This is a genomic window from Streptomyces sp. TRM64462 (assembly GCF_013362995.1).
Taxonomy (GTDB): Bacteria; Actinomycetota; Actinomycetes; order Streptomycetales; family Streptomycetaceae; genus Streptomyces.
In genome coordinates this window covers 1-13,933 of record NZ_JABWDV010000109.1, presented here as the reverse complement: position 1 = coordinate 13,933, position 13,933 = coordinate 1, and the positions used below count along the sequence as shown (strand labels likewise).

Below are 13,933 nucleotides of genomic sequence, written 5' to 3'. Positions count from 1 at the left end.
AGCCCGGCCGCCCACATCCCCCGGCGACCGGGCTCCGACCGTCCTTGGATGGCTCGGGCCGTGGCGGACGGAGTCAGTGGGCGCCGTACGGGTCCACAGGGTCACGTCGTACGAACGGGACCGGGCGGGGGCCGCACATGGGGTGCCGGTACGCGTCGGGACGGGCGCCGGAGGCCGAGAAGCCCTCGATCACCTCGTATTCGCCGGTGATCACTCGGTCGCAGACGATGCAGTACTTGTTGACGCTCTCCGTGGTCACGATCGCGGCCTCCTCGCCGCCGAGTTGCTCATGCGCACCGCACTTCTCGGAGTGGCACGCCGTGCGGGAGCGCGGGTACCAGGCCGTAGGGCCAAAGCCGTCGTCGTAGTACCGCTTGCCGAGCTCGACAGCGACGCCTCTGGTCAGCCTCACCCCGCACCAGGCGCAGTCCATGCCGTACCGCTGCAACTCGGTCAGTGTGTCTGGTGGCGGCAGGCTGAGAGGCTGACGGCTCAGTACCGCTCGGCCGTCGCTCGACGACTCGGAGAGATCCGGGCAGTCTGTTGCCGCGTCGGTGAGAATCGCCTCAGCGAGGCGGCTTCTCGTCCGGGCCTCGTTCACGTTGACTCGGCGGCCGTGCTTCTCCGGGTGAAGGGCGAGTCGTCGCTGGTCGCTGTTATCCACATGCTGACGATCTCAACGGCGCTCATTGTCAGGAGATATGACAACCTACGACAGGGAGTCGATCTTGATTCGTGCGGTGACGATCACAGGGACTCGCAGCACCGGCCACAGGAGCCTCGACGCCTACGCGGCCCTCTTCGCCGACTACCTCGGAGCCTTCGCGGAGGGTGCGCACTTCTACATCGGTGGCGCGAAGGGGATCGACTCCCTCTCCCTGCTGTGGCTGGCCGGCAACACCCACGCCGACCTCACCGTCGTCGTGCCTGGCACCGTGGGTGAGCAGCCTGCCGAGGCTCGGCAGGCGATCACCCGCGTCCGTGGTCGCGTCAAAGAGGTCGTCGAACTCGGCGCCACCGAACTCGGCAGCCCGGCCTACCACGCGAGGAACCGGTGGATGGTCGACCGCTCGTCGATGACGATCGGCTTTCCCAAAGGCGATGAGCCGGCCTCAGGTACCTGGCAGACCCTCAACTACACAGCCGAACAGGGCAAGCCGCGCCTGATCGTCCCCGTGTAGCCGCCTGTCTGCTGCACCATAAGCCGTATGGAGGACAGAGCCGCTGGGGCGGCAGTACTGAAGCGGTTGCGGAAGCGGCGCGGTCTGTCCCTCGCCGCCTTCGCCCGTGCCCTCATGGCACTCGCCGACGACCTCCATCAGCCGCCGTTGCCCGCCGTGGCTAGCGTCCAGCGCTCCGTCGCCCGCTGGGAGGCCGCGCGACCCACGATGCCCGACGAGCGGTACCAACTCCTTCTCGGCCATCTCTACGCCCGCACCCCGGCGGGCGACATCGCGCTCGGTACTGGCAGCGACTTCGCCGAGTACCTCGACGCGCTGGGCCTGCTCGGTGAGAGCGAGCGACGCACCGACGAACTGCGCATGCTCGTTCTGTCCGCCGCCACCGATGCCGGTGGTGGCATGCTCGCGCTCCTCGCTCCCCGCGTACACGCCGGCCTCACCGCAGCTCTCGCACGCCCGGCGCAGCTCGACGAGCCGACCATCGCAGGACTGGGTTCCGTCGTCGCCGACGTCAACGCGGCGGTCGGCTCGCTGCCGATGGTGCGTCTCCAGCTGCTGCTCGCCCCCGCCATCGAGGCAGCGCGACGCCTGCTCGCAGGGTCGATGCCCGAGCCGCACGTCGCGCCACTGCGGAGCGTGGCGGTCGCCGGGATGACGCTCGCAGGACGGCTCGCCTTCGAAACACGGGACGACACCGCCTCGCACGCCCTGTACGCCGAAGCCACCCGGGAAGCCGGGCTGCTTGCTCAGCCTTGGCGGCAGGCCGGCGTCCACATGAGCCACGCACTCGTCACGCTCTACTCCACCCGGGGCCTCGACGACGCGCGACGCCTGGTCGACCTGGCAGTGCGTACGACGAGCACCGGGGAGAGCCCACTGCTGCGGGCCCGGGCCCACGCGCTCCAAGCGGAGTTGGCGGCGAGGGCCGGACACGAACGGCATGCGCAGGCCGCATTGGGGCTCGCCTGGTACGACATTGAGGCAGACCACACCGGCGACCCCGCCCCCACGTCGTTCTCCTCCGGCCACCTGCGCGGCTTCGAGGGTGTGTGCGAGTTGTATGTCGGAGACCCGGGTACGGCGCACGACCAGTTCGCCAGGTCGGCGGCGGCGTTGACGACACCTCGGGAGCAGGTGCAGCGGGCGATCGTCACCACGGATCAGGCCCTCGCCCGGATCCGGCTCGGCGAACCCCGCGCCGCTGCGGACCTGCTGCACGAGTGCGTGGCCGCAGCGTCCACCACAGGAGGCCGGGTGCCGGCGCTCCGGCTTCGGCGTGCCCGCCGGGAGCTGCGCCCGTGGCGGCGGGAGGAATGGGTGGCCGACCTCGACGACCACCTGATGGATGTGCTCGGCAGGTGAGGACGTGCCCGAGCTGTCAGGCTCGCTCAACGCGGTGTGTCGATTAGCGGAGGGCTTTCGCCGCATGGCCGAGCCTCCTCTGCCGGTGCGCCGAATCACGCCAAATGGATGTCGAGATCGTAAATCTCTCGTCCACAATGAGTATGTGAACCCTGCTCATTCAAGGCAGGGTGGCTGCCGCAGGGCGCGGCAGCCACCCGTCCTATCGCGGGAATCAGTTGTAGGCGCCGACAAGGTTGGTGGAGCTGTATGCCCAAGCGCCGGGGGCGGATGCCCAGCCGGCTTGGGCCCCGTTGAACAGGGCGTCGGGTCGGGCGGTCCAGGTCCACATCTTCACGACGTTGTCGCTCTGGTGGTTCATGATGGCGAGGTCATCACGTCCGTCGCCGTTGTAGTCACCGACCGCCATCTGCAGGCGCTTGACGTCGAGGCCGCCTGCACTGTTGAGCGTGAGCTTGGCGGAGCCGAACTTGTTCTTCCCGTCGACCTTCTCGAACAGCATGGTGCTGGTCTTGTCGCTGCCGTCGGCGTAGTCGTACCAGATCAGTGTGTCGTCGTGGCCGTCGCCGTTGAAGTCGCCGGCCTGCGGGATGGCTTGGTCCCACTTGAGCGACGTCTCCCACCACGGTGTGGGGCTGGCGAAGGTGCCGTTGGGCTGCGTGGTGAAGACGTAGGTCTTCATCCCGCTGCCACCCTGGTTGTAGTAGACGCCCAGCTCTTCGCGTCCGTCGCCGTTGAAGTCGCCGGTGACGAACTTCGTGCTGGTGCGCAGCCAGGTGCCCTTTGGGGCGGACCAGGAGGCGACCGGGGTGTTGAAGGTGCCGTTGGTCTTGGTGGTGAACGTGTGCAGCTTGGTGGTGCCGTCGGCGCCCGCGTACCAGACGGCCATGTCGTCGCGTCCGTCGCCGTTGAAGTCACCGGCCTGCGGCGTCATGTAGCTGTAGTGGAAGGGACCGCCTGCCGGCGAGCTCCAGGCTGGGATTGGGGTGGCGAAGCCGCCGCCGCTCTGGCCGAGGGCGACGAACGCCTTCACGCTGGCGTCGCTGTAGCCGCGCACCATCGCCATGTCACTGCGGCCGTCACCGTTGAAATCACCGGAGACGAACTTCATGTACCTCGCGTCCCACTCACCCACAGGGGCGGCGTAGGATTTGAACGGTTTGCTGAGGGCCCCGTTGTCGCCTTGGCCAAAGAAGGTGTACGTGGCGTCCGTACCAGCGCTGAAGTCGTACCATGCGCCGATGTCGCTGCGCCCGTCACCGTTGACGTCGTGGCGGACGACAGTATTGCTGGACCACTGGGACTGGTTCTGGGCGTCGTAGACGACGAGGTTACCTCGATCCTGGAGACGCACGTGGCCGCCTGGAGCGGTGGTCTTGGTCTGCCACAGCACGGTGTTGCCGTCGGCTGCCAGCACCTCAAGGTCTCCGGCACTGGTGAAACGTGCACTGGCGCCGGCGTTGCCTGCGGTGCCGCTGGCCCACAGTGTCTGGCCGGCCGCGGATGCCAGGGTGAGATTGCCGTCCGCCTGCATGGCCAGCCGTGCCGAGGCGGAGACGAGCATGTCTCCGGGGAGAAGACGTTGGTCGGCGATGAGACGCGATCGGAGCGTGAAGGTCGCGGTACGGGCCGCTACGGCATCGGTGCGGGTTTCGGTTTCGCCGAAACAGCCGCCCTGCCACGAATGGGTATTGACGCCGACGAGTTCGAGCTTGCCGTTGGCCTCGCGCAGGAGGGGGCCGCCGGTATCACCCTTGCAGATCGCGTCGCCCGTGGTCTTACCGGTAATGCCGAGCTGGACCTCGGTGACTGCGTTGACGGTGAAGGCAGCGGTGTGGAGCCTGTTGGGCACCCAGTTGGCCTTGGTGCGTCCGTAACCGGCGGCCGTGAGTGTGTCGTCGGCCGTGACGGGTGTGGTCGCAATGGTGACCGGGGCGATACCGGTGGCGGGGGCGGCAAGGCGGGCCATGACCAGATCGCGACCGGGCTGGCGTACCAAGTCGACGATCTCTATGACGTGCCCGCCGGTGGTGGCGGTCAGGTCGGCGCGACCGATGGTGGCGACGGTCTTCCACGCGGGCTTGCCCGCCTGGACCTCGGTCGTCCCATCGGTGAAGCAGGAGGCCGCGGTCACAAGCCATTCGGCATCGACCAGGGCACCGGAACAGGCACGCCTTGCATCGCCCTCGCCGATCTCCAGCTTGGCGGTGAACGCGTAGGCGCTGTCGCCAACAGGTGCGCCGGTCACCGCATGGGCAGGAGCGGTGGCGAGCATGCTGGTGGCGACAGCGGTGGCTGCCAGGGCAGCTGTCCACGCGACACGTGGACGTATTGCAGACACGATTGATTCCTTACTGCTGAGTCAGCCGGTGACGCGGAGTTCGACCAGGACGGAGGGCTTGTTGCCGGTGGTGTCGTCGCCTTCGCCGACGGCCGCCATGTCGTTCTTGGGTACGTTGACGACTGTCTCCGCGCCCTCGGCCATGAGCGTGGCGCGCACCGAGTGGTCTTCAGTCCAGATGTTGAAGGTGTTCGGAAGCTCCAGCGTCAGGTAGCCCGACGTGGCGGTGACGTCGAAGCAGAACCCTTCTTTGCTAACCCGTGATTCAACCCATATGTCGTTGGTGGGCCCGCAGTCGGTGAGCACGATGTGCCCATCACCCCTCTTGAGGGTGATGCCGCGCTCCTCGAGGATGCGCGCGGCTCCCGGGTGCTCGTAGTTCTCGATTGCGGAGGGCATGTCCCTGTCAATGGGTGCCTGTGGTGGCGCGGTGCGCGGGCTTGCCTGCGCGACGGCAAGGGTCGTGATGCCGATTCCTGCAAGAGCCACGCCGACGACGCCGGTCAGCAGAGCCCTACGGGCACGCTTAATCACCAAATTTCCTTCCGGTGGGTGCTGGTGAGCACAACATCTTCGCATATGTATGGGTCATGTAAAGTGATGAACTGTCATGGCGTCAAGCAGACAGTGCATCAGTGTGGTTGCGGAATCTCGAATTTCGCTTCCCGGTCGGGAGCTGCGGCGCCTCTGTCTCACGCCCTGACCCCTCAATGGGACCGGACAAACCACTCAAGTGCGATATGGGTTATGACTCCCATGCGCTTCTGAAGGGACTTACGTGTTGAGAGCACGATGGAGACCGGAAAGAACGACGAAGATCAGTGAAGGCGCTACTATGCCTTCGCATGTCCGCAGGGCGAAGGCAGCCATGCTCTCCGCCACTCTGCTGATCGGTTTGCTAAGCGCAACTCCGGCATACTCTGCCGACCCGGCCGACAGTGACGCGACTTTGCCGCAATTGTCGGCGCGCGGTCAGGTCGTGCAGCTGTGGACCCTCGGCGGCCCTGGCGTGAAGGCTGCGGCCGAGGCCGCGCTGCTTGGGTCGGACGAGGACGTCCAGAAGTTCCTCAGTGTCGAGTACGAAAGCGCCGACAATCACGACGAGCGCATATCGGCAGTCCGGGTCTTCAGTGTCGGTGGTCCCGCTGTGCGAGAGGCGGCCAAGACGGCTCTCGCCACGAACAATGCGGAGACGGTGCGGGCCTTTTTGAGGTCGGGCTGGCAGGCTCCGTTGGAGCAGGACCAGCGTGTCCAGGTCACCCAGATCATCAGCACCGGTGGTCCAGGTGTGAAAGAGAAGGGCATGGCCGCTCTGAAGGACGGCCCTGAGGCCGTGACAAAGTTCCTGGAGGAGGGGCAGTACGACGCGCGTGAGATGGACGAACGTGTGCAGGTCGTGCAGCTCATCAGCGCGGGCGGACCCGCGGTGGAGGCCGCGGGGAAGCTGGCGCTAAGGGGAACGCCGGACGACGTCCGCGAGTTCCTCGACGTCGGTCAGCATGTGGCCCGGGCCCGGGACGATGAGCGCGCCACCATCACACAGTTGGCAGTCCGGGCCGAGCAGGCCGGCGCGCAGGCCGCCGCCTCGAAGAACGCCGCCAAAGAAGCATCCGCTCGCGCGGTACAGGCCTCAAAGCTGGCGAAGGAAGCTGCCCAGAAGGCGGCTGATGAGACGGAAGCCGCCGGCAAGGACTCGGTCCGGGCCGCCAATGCTGCGGGCCGCGCGGCTGAGGCTGCGCGCGGAGCGGCTGCTGCTGCCCGTCAGGCCATCGGTGCGGCGAACGCAGCTAACCACGCGGCCCGCGTCGCGGCCAGCGCTGCCGCAGCCGCCGCGTCCGCCGCGATCGGAGCCGCCAACGCGGCGGCCAATGCGCGCAGCGCGGCCAGTGCTGCCGCATCGGATGCAGGCAAGGCCGGAACCGCCAGGGACGCCGCGGTGAAGGCCCGAGTAGCGGCGCAGGGAGCGAACAAGGCCGCAGCAGCCGCGGGTGCGGCGGGTCAGGCTTCCCTAGCCGCGGGTGAGGCCGCGTTGGCGGCCAAGGCCGCGTCGGGCAACGCCGACGCAGCCGCAGATGAAGCTGAGAGAGCCAGCGGCTTCGCTGACGCTGCGGGTGCGTCCTCCGGGGACGCTCGGGCAGCCGCCGCACAGGCACGCCGCCATGCTCATGAGGCGAGCCGCGCGGCAGCCGCTTCGGAGTCGCTGGCCCGCAAGTCGGCTGCGGCTGCCTTCGAGGCCCGTGACGCCGCCAACTCCGCTGCCGCCCATGCCACCAACGCCGCCGCAGCGGCCGACGAAGCCGCCGCGCACGCGGGCGAAGCCGCCACGGCCGCTGCTGAGTCCACCAAACACGCGGGTGAGGCAAAGAAGGCAGCCGACACCGCAACGAAGGCGGTGGACACCGCCAAGAAGGTGTTCGAGATCGCGCGGGAGACGGAGGCGGAGGACCTCGCCACCCGCACCGCGACGGCGATTGAACGTGCCAGGGACCTGAAGGCCGCCGACGACAAGTTGACCATCGGCCTAGGCCACGCCCTCAAGTACAACCAGGACCTTGACGCGGAGGCGGATCGGCTTGCCGCTGAAGCGGCCCAACCCGGTGTGGATATCCACGCCGTCGCGGTTAAGGGACGCAAGTTCGCCCTGGAGGTGATGAAGAACCGCGGCCCGTGGGGCCAGGAAGCCGCTTCCAGGTCCCTTGGCGGTACCGACGGCGAGATCCTGGAGTACCTGCGTTCGGGCTGGCAGAAGGCAGCTCAGGACGATGCGCGTCAGCGCGTGGCACAACTGGCCACTGAAAGCCCGTACGGTGCCGTCCGCACGGCAGCTGGCGAGGCGCTCAAGGGCGACGCGCAGCAGATCAACGCCTTCCTGGCCAACGGTCAGTACGAAGCAGCGATCTCCGACTATCGCGTCAAGGTCACCCAGGTCAGCAGTACGGGAGGTCCCAGCGTCAAGGAAGAAGCCGAGAAGGCCCTCCGCGACGGCTCGCCCAAGGCACTGCTCACCTTTCTCTACAGTGGCCAGTACACCGCCCGCATCATCGATGAACGCGTCCGTGCCACCCAGTTGAGCAGCAGCGGTGGTCCCGAAGTGGAAGCGGCCGCCAAGACCGCGCTATCCGGACCGCCCGAGAAGCTGCACTTCTTCGTCCAGGCTGGTCAGTATATGGCCGACCGCAAGGACCAGCTCGCGGCCACCCACGTTACTCAGATGCGGCAGCTGATTGCTGAGGCGGCAGGCACCGCCGCCACGGCGCAGAAGAACGCCTGGGAAGCGGCTAAGGCCGCCGCCATTGCCAACAAGGCTGCCGCCGAAGCAGACAACGCCGCCGACGAAGCCCAGAAGTCCGCCGCCCTCGCTGGCAAGTACGCCGAGGATGCCAAGGACTCCGCCAAGGCTGCTGAGGCCTCCGCCGTGCAGGCTGCGAAGTCCGCGGCCACCGCGCGTAGCGCCGCCAGTGCCGCCGACCGCGACGCCGCCGATGCCGAAGCCTCCGCCGCCCGCGCGGAATTCTCCGCCACTTACGCGCGCAACTCCGCCGAAGATGCTCACGACGCGGCCCGCGCGGCCCGCACATCCGCCCTCGCTGCCGGCATGAGCACCACCGTGGCGGACGCGGCTGCTTCTGCCGCATGGAAGCGTGTCGAGGAACTGCGCCGCGCCGAAGCCGCCGAAGCCGCCCGGCTTGCCGAAGAAGCGCGTAAACAGGAGGAGAAGAACAAGGACAAGCGGGCCTGCCCGCCCACGCCCTCCGCTGGCTGGTGCCTCATCAGCTCGGACAACACTTACTTCGACCCCACCCTGGCCATGGAATCGGCCAAGATATACGCAGAGCTGGCTGGGCTCACCGACCTTCAGCAGTGCATCAACGAACCGACCGTGGCGAGGTGCATCGAGTTCGCCATCGCCGTCACGCCTGTTGGTAAGATCAAAAAACTCGACAACGTCGTGGATGCGCTCGAAGAGCTGGCTGCGGTGGAACGAGCCCGCAAAGCAGCGAGTAAGTGCTTCACCTGTTTCCCTGCTGGCACTCGTGTTCTCATGGGGGGAAACACAACGAAGAACATCGAGTCGATAGGAGTCGGCGACCAGGTACTCGCCACTGACCCGGTGAGTGGCAAGACGGTGGAGCGGGCTGTCGTCGACCTCATCGTGACGGAACACGATAAGCGATTCAACGAAATCCGCCTGGCTACGGATGGCGGCATAGATGAGTTGACAGCCACTTACGAGCATCCATTTTGGTCCCCTTCGGAGAATGCGTGGATAGAGGCTGCCGACCTTCGCGTCGGCATGACGCTCCGCACTGATAAGGGTGCAAGTGTAGAGGTGCGAGGCAATCGCCCGTTCAATAAGCGGGCTCGCACTTACAACCTCACGGTAGACGACCTGCACACGTACTATGTATTTGCCGGATCCACTCCGGTTCTGGTCCACAACGCTGAAAAATGCAAGCTGTGGGAGAATTTGGAGCCGGATGATCGCCCCTGGCCCATTGAGCAGGTTCCATTCACGGCACTCGATGAACTGCATGAGGCTACCGGTAGATTCATTTATGTGGTGCTGCCGGGTGGCGAGCTGCGGGTGACCAGGATCGGGAGTATGTTCGGGCACATAGATCTAGCCCAGGGTGCACCTGTAGCAGCGGCCGGTGAGATTAAGCTGTGGCAGGGGCGGCTCAAGTCGATCGACAACAGATCGGGGCACTACCAGCCCAAGGGGGCGGAAGTGCGGGGGATCGCAGAGAATGCGTTCATCAAGGCCGGGTTTGACGTAGGTGAAAAGACATACAAGGAGCGTTGGTAAGTTCAAAGGTGTACCGAACTGGAGCTATAATCGGCCGATGGGATGGAAATGCCTGAAGTAGATGCATATGGGCTGTTGACGGAGGGCTTTCGTGAAGTTTCCAGGATCCTCGACGAAAGTAACTCCACGCTTGCCGTCGATCCGATCCTGGCCGAGCTGGCAGGTTTCGCCGAGCAGCATCCGGAATCGGACGGGTTGAGGCTTGCCATGATGCGACTGCTTGACTCGCGAGCTGTATCGGCGTCCGCTGAAGCGGTCCAATACTTCGCTCACAAATTCAGGTGGGGGTGGCTGGAGGCGGAAGTTCGCAGCCGTTACCTGGAAAGTGTCACGAAGCTTGATCGCAGAATGATTCGGCATTACGAGAGGATGCTGGAATCTTTCCGTGACGATTGGGAAGATCGAGATCTGTTTCCGAGTCTCGGCAATTAGTGGTCGACGGTAAGTCGATGAGTCGCGGTGTGAACCGCTTCGCGATGCAGCATCGAGTCCGCCTCTTGTGATTGCCTCCGTAGAGCCTCACCGACCTGGTCGGTGAGGCTCTACGAGCTCGTAACACGATCTTGTTGAGCGGTCCTGGTTGGCCGTGACCGGTGCGACAATTCGGCCGTTCGGGATGGTGTGAGTACCGGCCGTGGATCGTGGACGATGACCTGTGGGCGCAGATCAAGCCGTTGCTGCCGCCCTGGCCTGAGAGAGCGCCGGGGCCGCGGCCGGTGCCGGACCGGCTGCGCCTGCAGAACACTCTGTACGTGCTGCACAGCGACATCGCCTGGCAACTGCTGCCGTTGGAGTTGGCGTTCGGCTCGGGTCGGACCTGCTGGCGGCGGCTGGAGCGGTGGCAGAAGATCCGGAGTCTTCAACCAGTTGCACGGATCCTGCTCGCCGAGCTGAACGCGGCCGGCGAGCTGGACTGGTCAAGAGCGTGCGTCGACGGCTCCCACGTCCGCGCGAAACAGGGGAGGCCGACACCAGTCCGGCGCCGGTCGACCGGTGGAGGACTGGCAGCAAGCACCATTTGATCTGCGACGGACGCGGTACCCCGTTCAAGATCGTCACCACTGCCGCCAACGTCAACCACGCCACCCAGACCCTTGCCCTGTTCCACCAGTCCAAGAGCCTCGCCGTCCGCTGTAACGCCGCACCGCATGGCCGACGCCGGCCCCGGAGCTGACGAAGTGGCAGTTTCACGCCCGCCTGGGGCTTCCGGGTGCTCTAGCTGATGTATGCGCCGCTCAACGAGACACCGCCGAGCCCGGTCGGGCACTCGGCCCTGGCGGACTCGTAGCCCCTGGCGCTGCGCTTGATGCTGCCGTTGCCGCACGCGACGGTCACCCGCACGTCTCGGCCGCTCCCCACGCAGTTGAGGTGCCCTCGGCTACGGCCGGCGTACCAGTCGATCCAGCCGCTGCACCCGGGCGGGATGGCCATGATGGACACGCCCGACGTCGAGGCGGAGCGCGGGAGGGTCTGTGTCTCGCCGGAAGCGTGCGAAGGTGCGACGGACAGGGCGACGGCGGCACCGGTCGCCAGTGTGCCCACAGCTATGCGCTTGATGTGGCCCATTTCGGGCATCTCCGTCATCGGTCGGATGGTTGGGTTCGGCTCAGGCGTGGCCCCTGCGAGAGGTCACCTACCTCTCGGTCGGCCGGGCCGGTTCAACCCTGCTGACGTGAAGAACGTCGCGGCAAGAACCGTTCGCTGCCCCGGACGGACGTGGGGTTGTCCGGGCTGGTCGAGGCCGTGTTCGTGTCGCGTTCCGGACAACGGGGTGTGCTCGCCCAGGCGGGAGTCGAGCCGTTCATCAGGCGGGTGTCAGTCGCGGGTCAGTACGCCGGGGCAGCATCGGCACGTACCGCCGTAACACCGTCGTGCCCCAACACCCCCGGAAACGGAGCGTGCGCCGTGAGCAACCCCTTCGACGACCAGGACGGCTTCTTCCTCGTGCTGGTCAACAGCGAGGGCCAGTACAGCATCTGGCCCGCCTTCGTCGCCGTGCCCGACGGGTGGACCGTCGCCATGGAGGCCGGGACCCGGGACGCCGCCGTGGCGTTCGTGGAGAGCAACTGGACCGACCTGCGGCCGCTCAGCCTGCGCGAGCAGAGCGCCGCAGGCCGGAGCCGCTGAGCCCCATGAGCGCCGAACCGGCGATCGAGGCGACGGGCCTCCGCAAGCGCCACAAGGGCAGGACGACACTCGACGGCCTCGACCTGGCCGTGCCCGCCGGCACCGTCCTGGGGCTGCTCGGCCCCAACGGTGCCGGCAAGACCACCACCGTCCGTGTCCTGTCGACGCTGCTGCCCCCCGACGGGGGCAGCGCGCGCGTCGCCGGGTACGACGTGGTGCGCGAGCCCCGGCAGGTGCGTGCCCGGATCGCGCTGGCCGGCCAGTACGCCGCCGTCGACGAGCTGCTGACCGGGCGGCAGAACCTCATGCTCATCGGCAGGATGCTGCACCTGGGCCGGGCCGCCGCGCGGCGCCGCGCCGACGAGCTCCTCGGACAGTACGACCTGCAGGACGCCGCCGACCGGCCCGTACGCACCTACTCGGGCGGTATGCGGCGCCGCCTCGACCTGGCGAGCTGCCTCGTCGTACGGCCCGCCGTGCTGTTCTTGGACGAGCCCACTACGGGCCTCGACCCGGCCAGCCGCATCCTGCTGTGGGACGCCGTGCGCGGCCTCGTCGCGGACGGCGTCACCGTCCTGCTGACCACCCAGTACCTGGAGGAGGCCGACCAGCTGGCCGACCGGATCGTGGTCATCGCCGCGGGCGCGGTCATCGCCGAGGGCACCGCGGACCAGCTCAAGAGCAAGGTCGGCGAGGCCCGGCTGGAGTTCACCCTCGCGGACCGTACGCGGCTGCCGGACGCCCTGGCCGCCCTCGCGCCCGTCACCACCGGCGAGGCCCGCGTCGACGAGGAGCGCGGCACCGTCACGCTCCGGGTCGTCGACGGCATGGACGACGTGGCCGCCGCGGCCGCAGCCCTGCGCGACGCCGGGGTCCACGTCGGGGAGTTCGGGCTGCGCCGGCCGACGCTCGACGACGTCTTCCTCCATCTCACCGGGACCGCGGCCACCCCGTAGCGGGGCACCGGTCCGGTCCCGGACCTCATCCACCAGCGGGGGAGCGAGCCATGCTCAGCATTCACCTCACCGCGTCCGACCTGGCCCGTACCCGCCTGCGCAGCACCCTCGGCCCCGTCGCCGAGGGTGCCCTCGCCCTGGGCGTACTGGCACGGTCGGGCCACGCCGACTACGCGCGCTGGCGCAGCGAGGTCCTGGGGCGGCTGCGCCGCAGACCGGCACGCGGCGCGCCGCTGCCGCAGCTGCTGCGGTCGACCGGGGCCCCGGACGGCCTGCTGTACCTGCTCGAACGGACGTCCGCCGCCGAGCGGGCCACCGGCGCGCCCGCCCTGCCGAGGCCCGAGCACGGCCGGCTCGCCCTGGAGGTGTGGCGGGCCGGGGTCGCGCCGTACTGGGACCGCATCGAGGAGCGCCTGCGGGCCGAGTGCGAGGCACGCGGCCGTATCTCCATGACCGGGGGAGTGGAGCGGCTCCTCGCCACGCTGCACCCGCGCATCACCTGGCGGCCCCCCGTCCTGGAGGTCCACGACGGCCAGGGCGCCGACCGTACGGTACGGCTCGACGGGCGCGGGCTGCTGCTGTGCCCGACCGTGTTCCTGCCCGGGCGCGTGGGCCTGGTCGTCGAGTCGGAGCGCGAGACCGGCATGGCCGCCCTGGTGTTCCCGGCGCCCGCCGCCACGACGCGCCCGGCCGAGCTGTGGGGCGGCGCCGACACCAGCGTGCAGGCGCTGAGCGCGCTGGTCGGCCAGACCCGCGCGGCCGCGCTGCGGGAGCTGACCGCGGCCTGCTCCACGAGCCAGCTCGCCGACCGGCTCGGCATCTCGTCGGCCGGCGCCAGCCAGCACACGGCGGTGCTGCGCGAGTCCGGTCTGATCACGACGCGGCGGGTGCGCAACAACGTCGTGCACACCGTGACGCCGCTGGGGATGGCCCTGCTCAACGGGCGGCTCACGGGGCTCGGCCCGCTCGCCGTCGCGGACGGCGGCATCGACGGGCCGCGGCTCGCGGTCGAGCTCGCGACGGACCTCCACGTGGAGCCCGCCGCGAGCTGACGTGCCGTCATGTGCGGCCCTAGGTCGTGTCCGGCGGATCATGTCTGGGCCGCGGGGTCTGGCACGCACTCCCCCAAGCTCTCGGCTCCGCTCGAGCAGGGGGGACC

General features: G+C 67.9%; 12 protein-coding genes. 8 read left to right on the top strand and 4 right to left on the bottom strand.

All coding sequences use genetic code 11. From position 1 onward, the window contains the following. Positions 1-73: 73 nt before the first annotated feature. Entirely contained in the window at positions 74-412 is a 339-nt protein-coding gene (locus HTZ82_RS31720; RefSeq protein WP_217623685.1) for a hypothetical protein, read from the bottom strand. A gap of 289 nt (positions 413-701) precedes the next feature. Between HTZ82_RS31720 and HTZ82_RS05215 the strand changes: the two genes are divergently transcribed. Together HTZ82_RS05215 and HTZ82_RS05210 are read left to right on the top strand one after the other, a co-directional pair. Next, on the top strand, positions 702-1,181 hold the full coding sequence (locus tag HTZ82_RS05215) for a hypothetical protein (RefSeq protein WP_175408081.1): 480 nt from the start codon (positions 702-704) through the stop codon (positions 1,179-1,181). A 27-nt stretch (positions 1,182-1,208) separates the two neighbouring features. Further along, positions 1,209-2,543: a hypothetical protein gene (locus tag HTZ82_RS05210; RefSeq protein WP_175408080.1), complete on the top strand. Its 1,335-nt coding sequence runs from the start codon at positions 1,209-1,211 to the stop codon at positions 2,541-2,543. A gap of 214 nt (positions 2,544-2,757) precedes the next feature. On the opposite strand, the gene HTZ82_RS05205 is transcribed toward HTZ82_RS05210, so the two are convergent. Together HTZ82_RS05205 and HTZ82_RS05200 are read right to left on the bottom strand one after the other, a co-directional pair. Further along, the gene (locus HTZ82_RS05205; RefSeq protein ID WP_175408079.1) at positions 2,758-4,884 is read right to left on the bottom strand and encodes an FG-GAP-like repeat-containing protein; all 2,127 of its coding nucleotides are present in this window, start codon (positions 4,882-4,884) and stop codon (positions 2,758-2,760) included. Positions 4,885-4,905: 21 nt separating this feature from the next. After that, a complete protein-coding gene (locus tag HTZ82_RS05200) occupies positions 4,906-5,418 on the bottom strand; it encodes a hypothetical protein (protein ID WP_309235314.1) in 513 nt (170 codons plus the stop codon). A gap of 334 nt (positions 5,419-5,752) precedes the next feature. On the opposite strand from HTZ82_RS05200, the gene HTZ82_RS05195 reads away from it, so the two are divergent. From HTZ82_RS05195 to HTZ82_RS05185, 3 genes are all read left to right on the top strand, one after another. Further along, the gene (locus HTZ82_RS05195) at positions 5,753-9,691 is read left to right on the top strand and encodes a polymorphic toxin-type HINT domain-containing protein (protein ID WP_254711632.1); all 3,939 of its coding nucleotides are present in this window, start codon (positions 5,753-5,755) and stop codon (positions 9,689-9,691) included. Positions 9,692-9,733: 42 nt separating this feature from the next. Continuing rightward, the gene (locus tag HTZ82_RS05190) at positions 9,734-10,123 is read left to right on the top strand and encodes a hypothetical protein (RefSeq protein ID WP_175408076.1); all 390 of its coding nucleotides are present in this window, start codon (positions 9,734-9,736) and stop codon (positions 10,121-10,123) included. A gap of 209 nt (positions 10,124-10,332) precedes the next feature. Next, on the top strand, positions 10,333-10,713 hold the full coding sequence (locus tag HTZ82_RS05185) for a transposase (RefSeq protein ID WP_175408075.1): 381 nt from the start codon (positions 10,333-10,335) through the stop codon (positions 10,711-10,713). Between the two features lie 193 nt (positions 10,714-10,906). On the opposite strand, the gene HTZ82_RS05180 is transcribed toward HTZ82_RS05185, so the two are convergent. Next, the gene (locus HTZ82_RS05180) at positions 10,907-11,275 is read right to left on the bottom strand and encodes a hypothetical protein (protein ID WP_175408074.1); all 369 of its coding nucleotides are present in this window, start codon (positions 11,273-11,275) and stop codon (positions 10,907-10,909) included. 321 nt (positions 11,276-11,596) lie between these two features. On the opposite strand from HTZ82_RS05180, the gene HTZ82_RS32010 reads away from it, so the two are divergent. Genes HTZ82_RS32010 through HTZ82_RS05165 form a run of 3 tightly spaced genes read left to right on the top strand, consistent with a single transcriptional unit; the run spans position 11,597 to position 13,826 of the window. Then, the gene (locus HTZ82_RS32010) at positions 11,597-11,818 is read left to right on the top strand and encodes an MbtH family protein (protein WP_175408073.1); all 222 of its coding nucleotides are present in this window, start codon (positions 11,597-11,599) and stop codon (positions 11,816-11,818) included. 5 nt (positions 11,819-11,823) lie between these two features. Further along, positions 11,824-12,774: an ATP-binding cassette domain-containing protein gene (locus HTZ82_RS05170; RefSeq protein ID WP_175408072.1), complete on the top strand. Its 951-nt coding sequence runs from the start codon at positions 11,824-11,826 to the stop codon at positions 12,772-12,774. A 50-nt stretch (positions 12,775-12,824) separates the two neighbouring features. Continuing rightward, a complete protein-coding gene (locus tag HTZ82_RS05165) occupies positions 12,825-13,826 on the top strand; it encodes a helix-turn-helix transcriptional regulator (RefSeq protein WP_175408071.1) in 1,002 nt (333 codons plus the stop codon). The last annotated feature ends 107 nt before the right edge of the window (positions 13,827-13,933 follow it).

Coding starts and splice junctions, on each gene's coding strand:
- HTZ82_RS05215 (WP_175408081.1), top strand. CDS start 702: ATGACAACCTACGACAGGGAGTCGATCTTGATTCGTGCGGTGACGATC.
- HTZ82_RS05210 (WP_175408080.1), top strand. CDS start 1,209: ATGGAGGACAGAGCCGCTGGGGCGGCAGTACTGAAGCGGTTGCGGAAG.
- HTZ82_RS05195 (WP_254711632.1), top strand. CDS start 5,753: ATGCTCTCCGCCACTCTGCTGATCGGTTTGCTAAGCGCAACTCCGGCA.
- HTZ82_RS05190 (WP_175408076.1), top strand. CDS start 9,734: ATGGAAATGCCTGAAGTAGATGCATATGGGCTGTTGACGGAGGGCTTT.
- HTZ82_RS05180 (WP_175408074.1), bottom strand. CDS start 11,275: ATGACGGAGATGCCCGAAATGGGCCACATCAAGCGCATAGCTGTGGGC.
- HTZ82_RS05170 (WP_175408072.1), top strand. CDS start 11,824: ATGAGCGCCGAACCGGCGATCGAGGCGACGGGCCTCCGCAAGCGCCAC.
- HTZ82_RS05165 (WP_175408071.1), top strand. CDS start 12,825: ATGCTCAGCATTCACCTCACCGCGTCCGACCTGGCCCGTACCCGCCTG.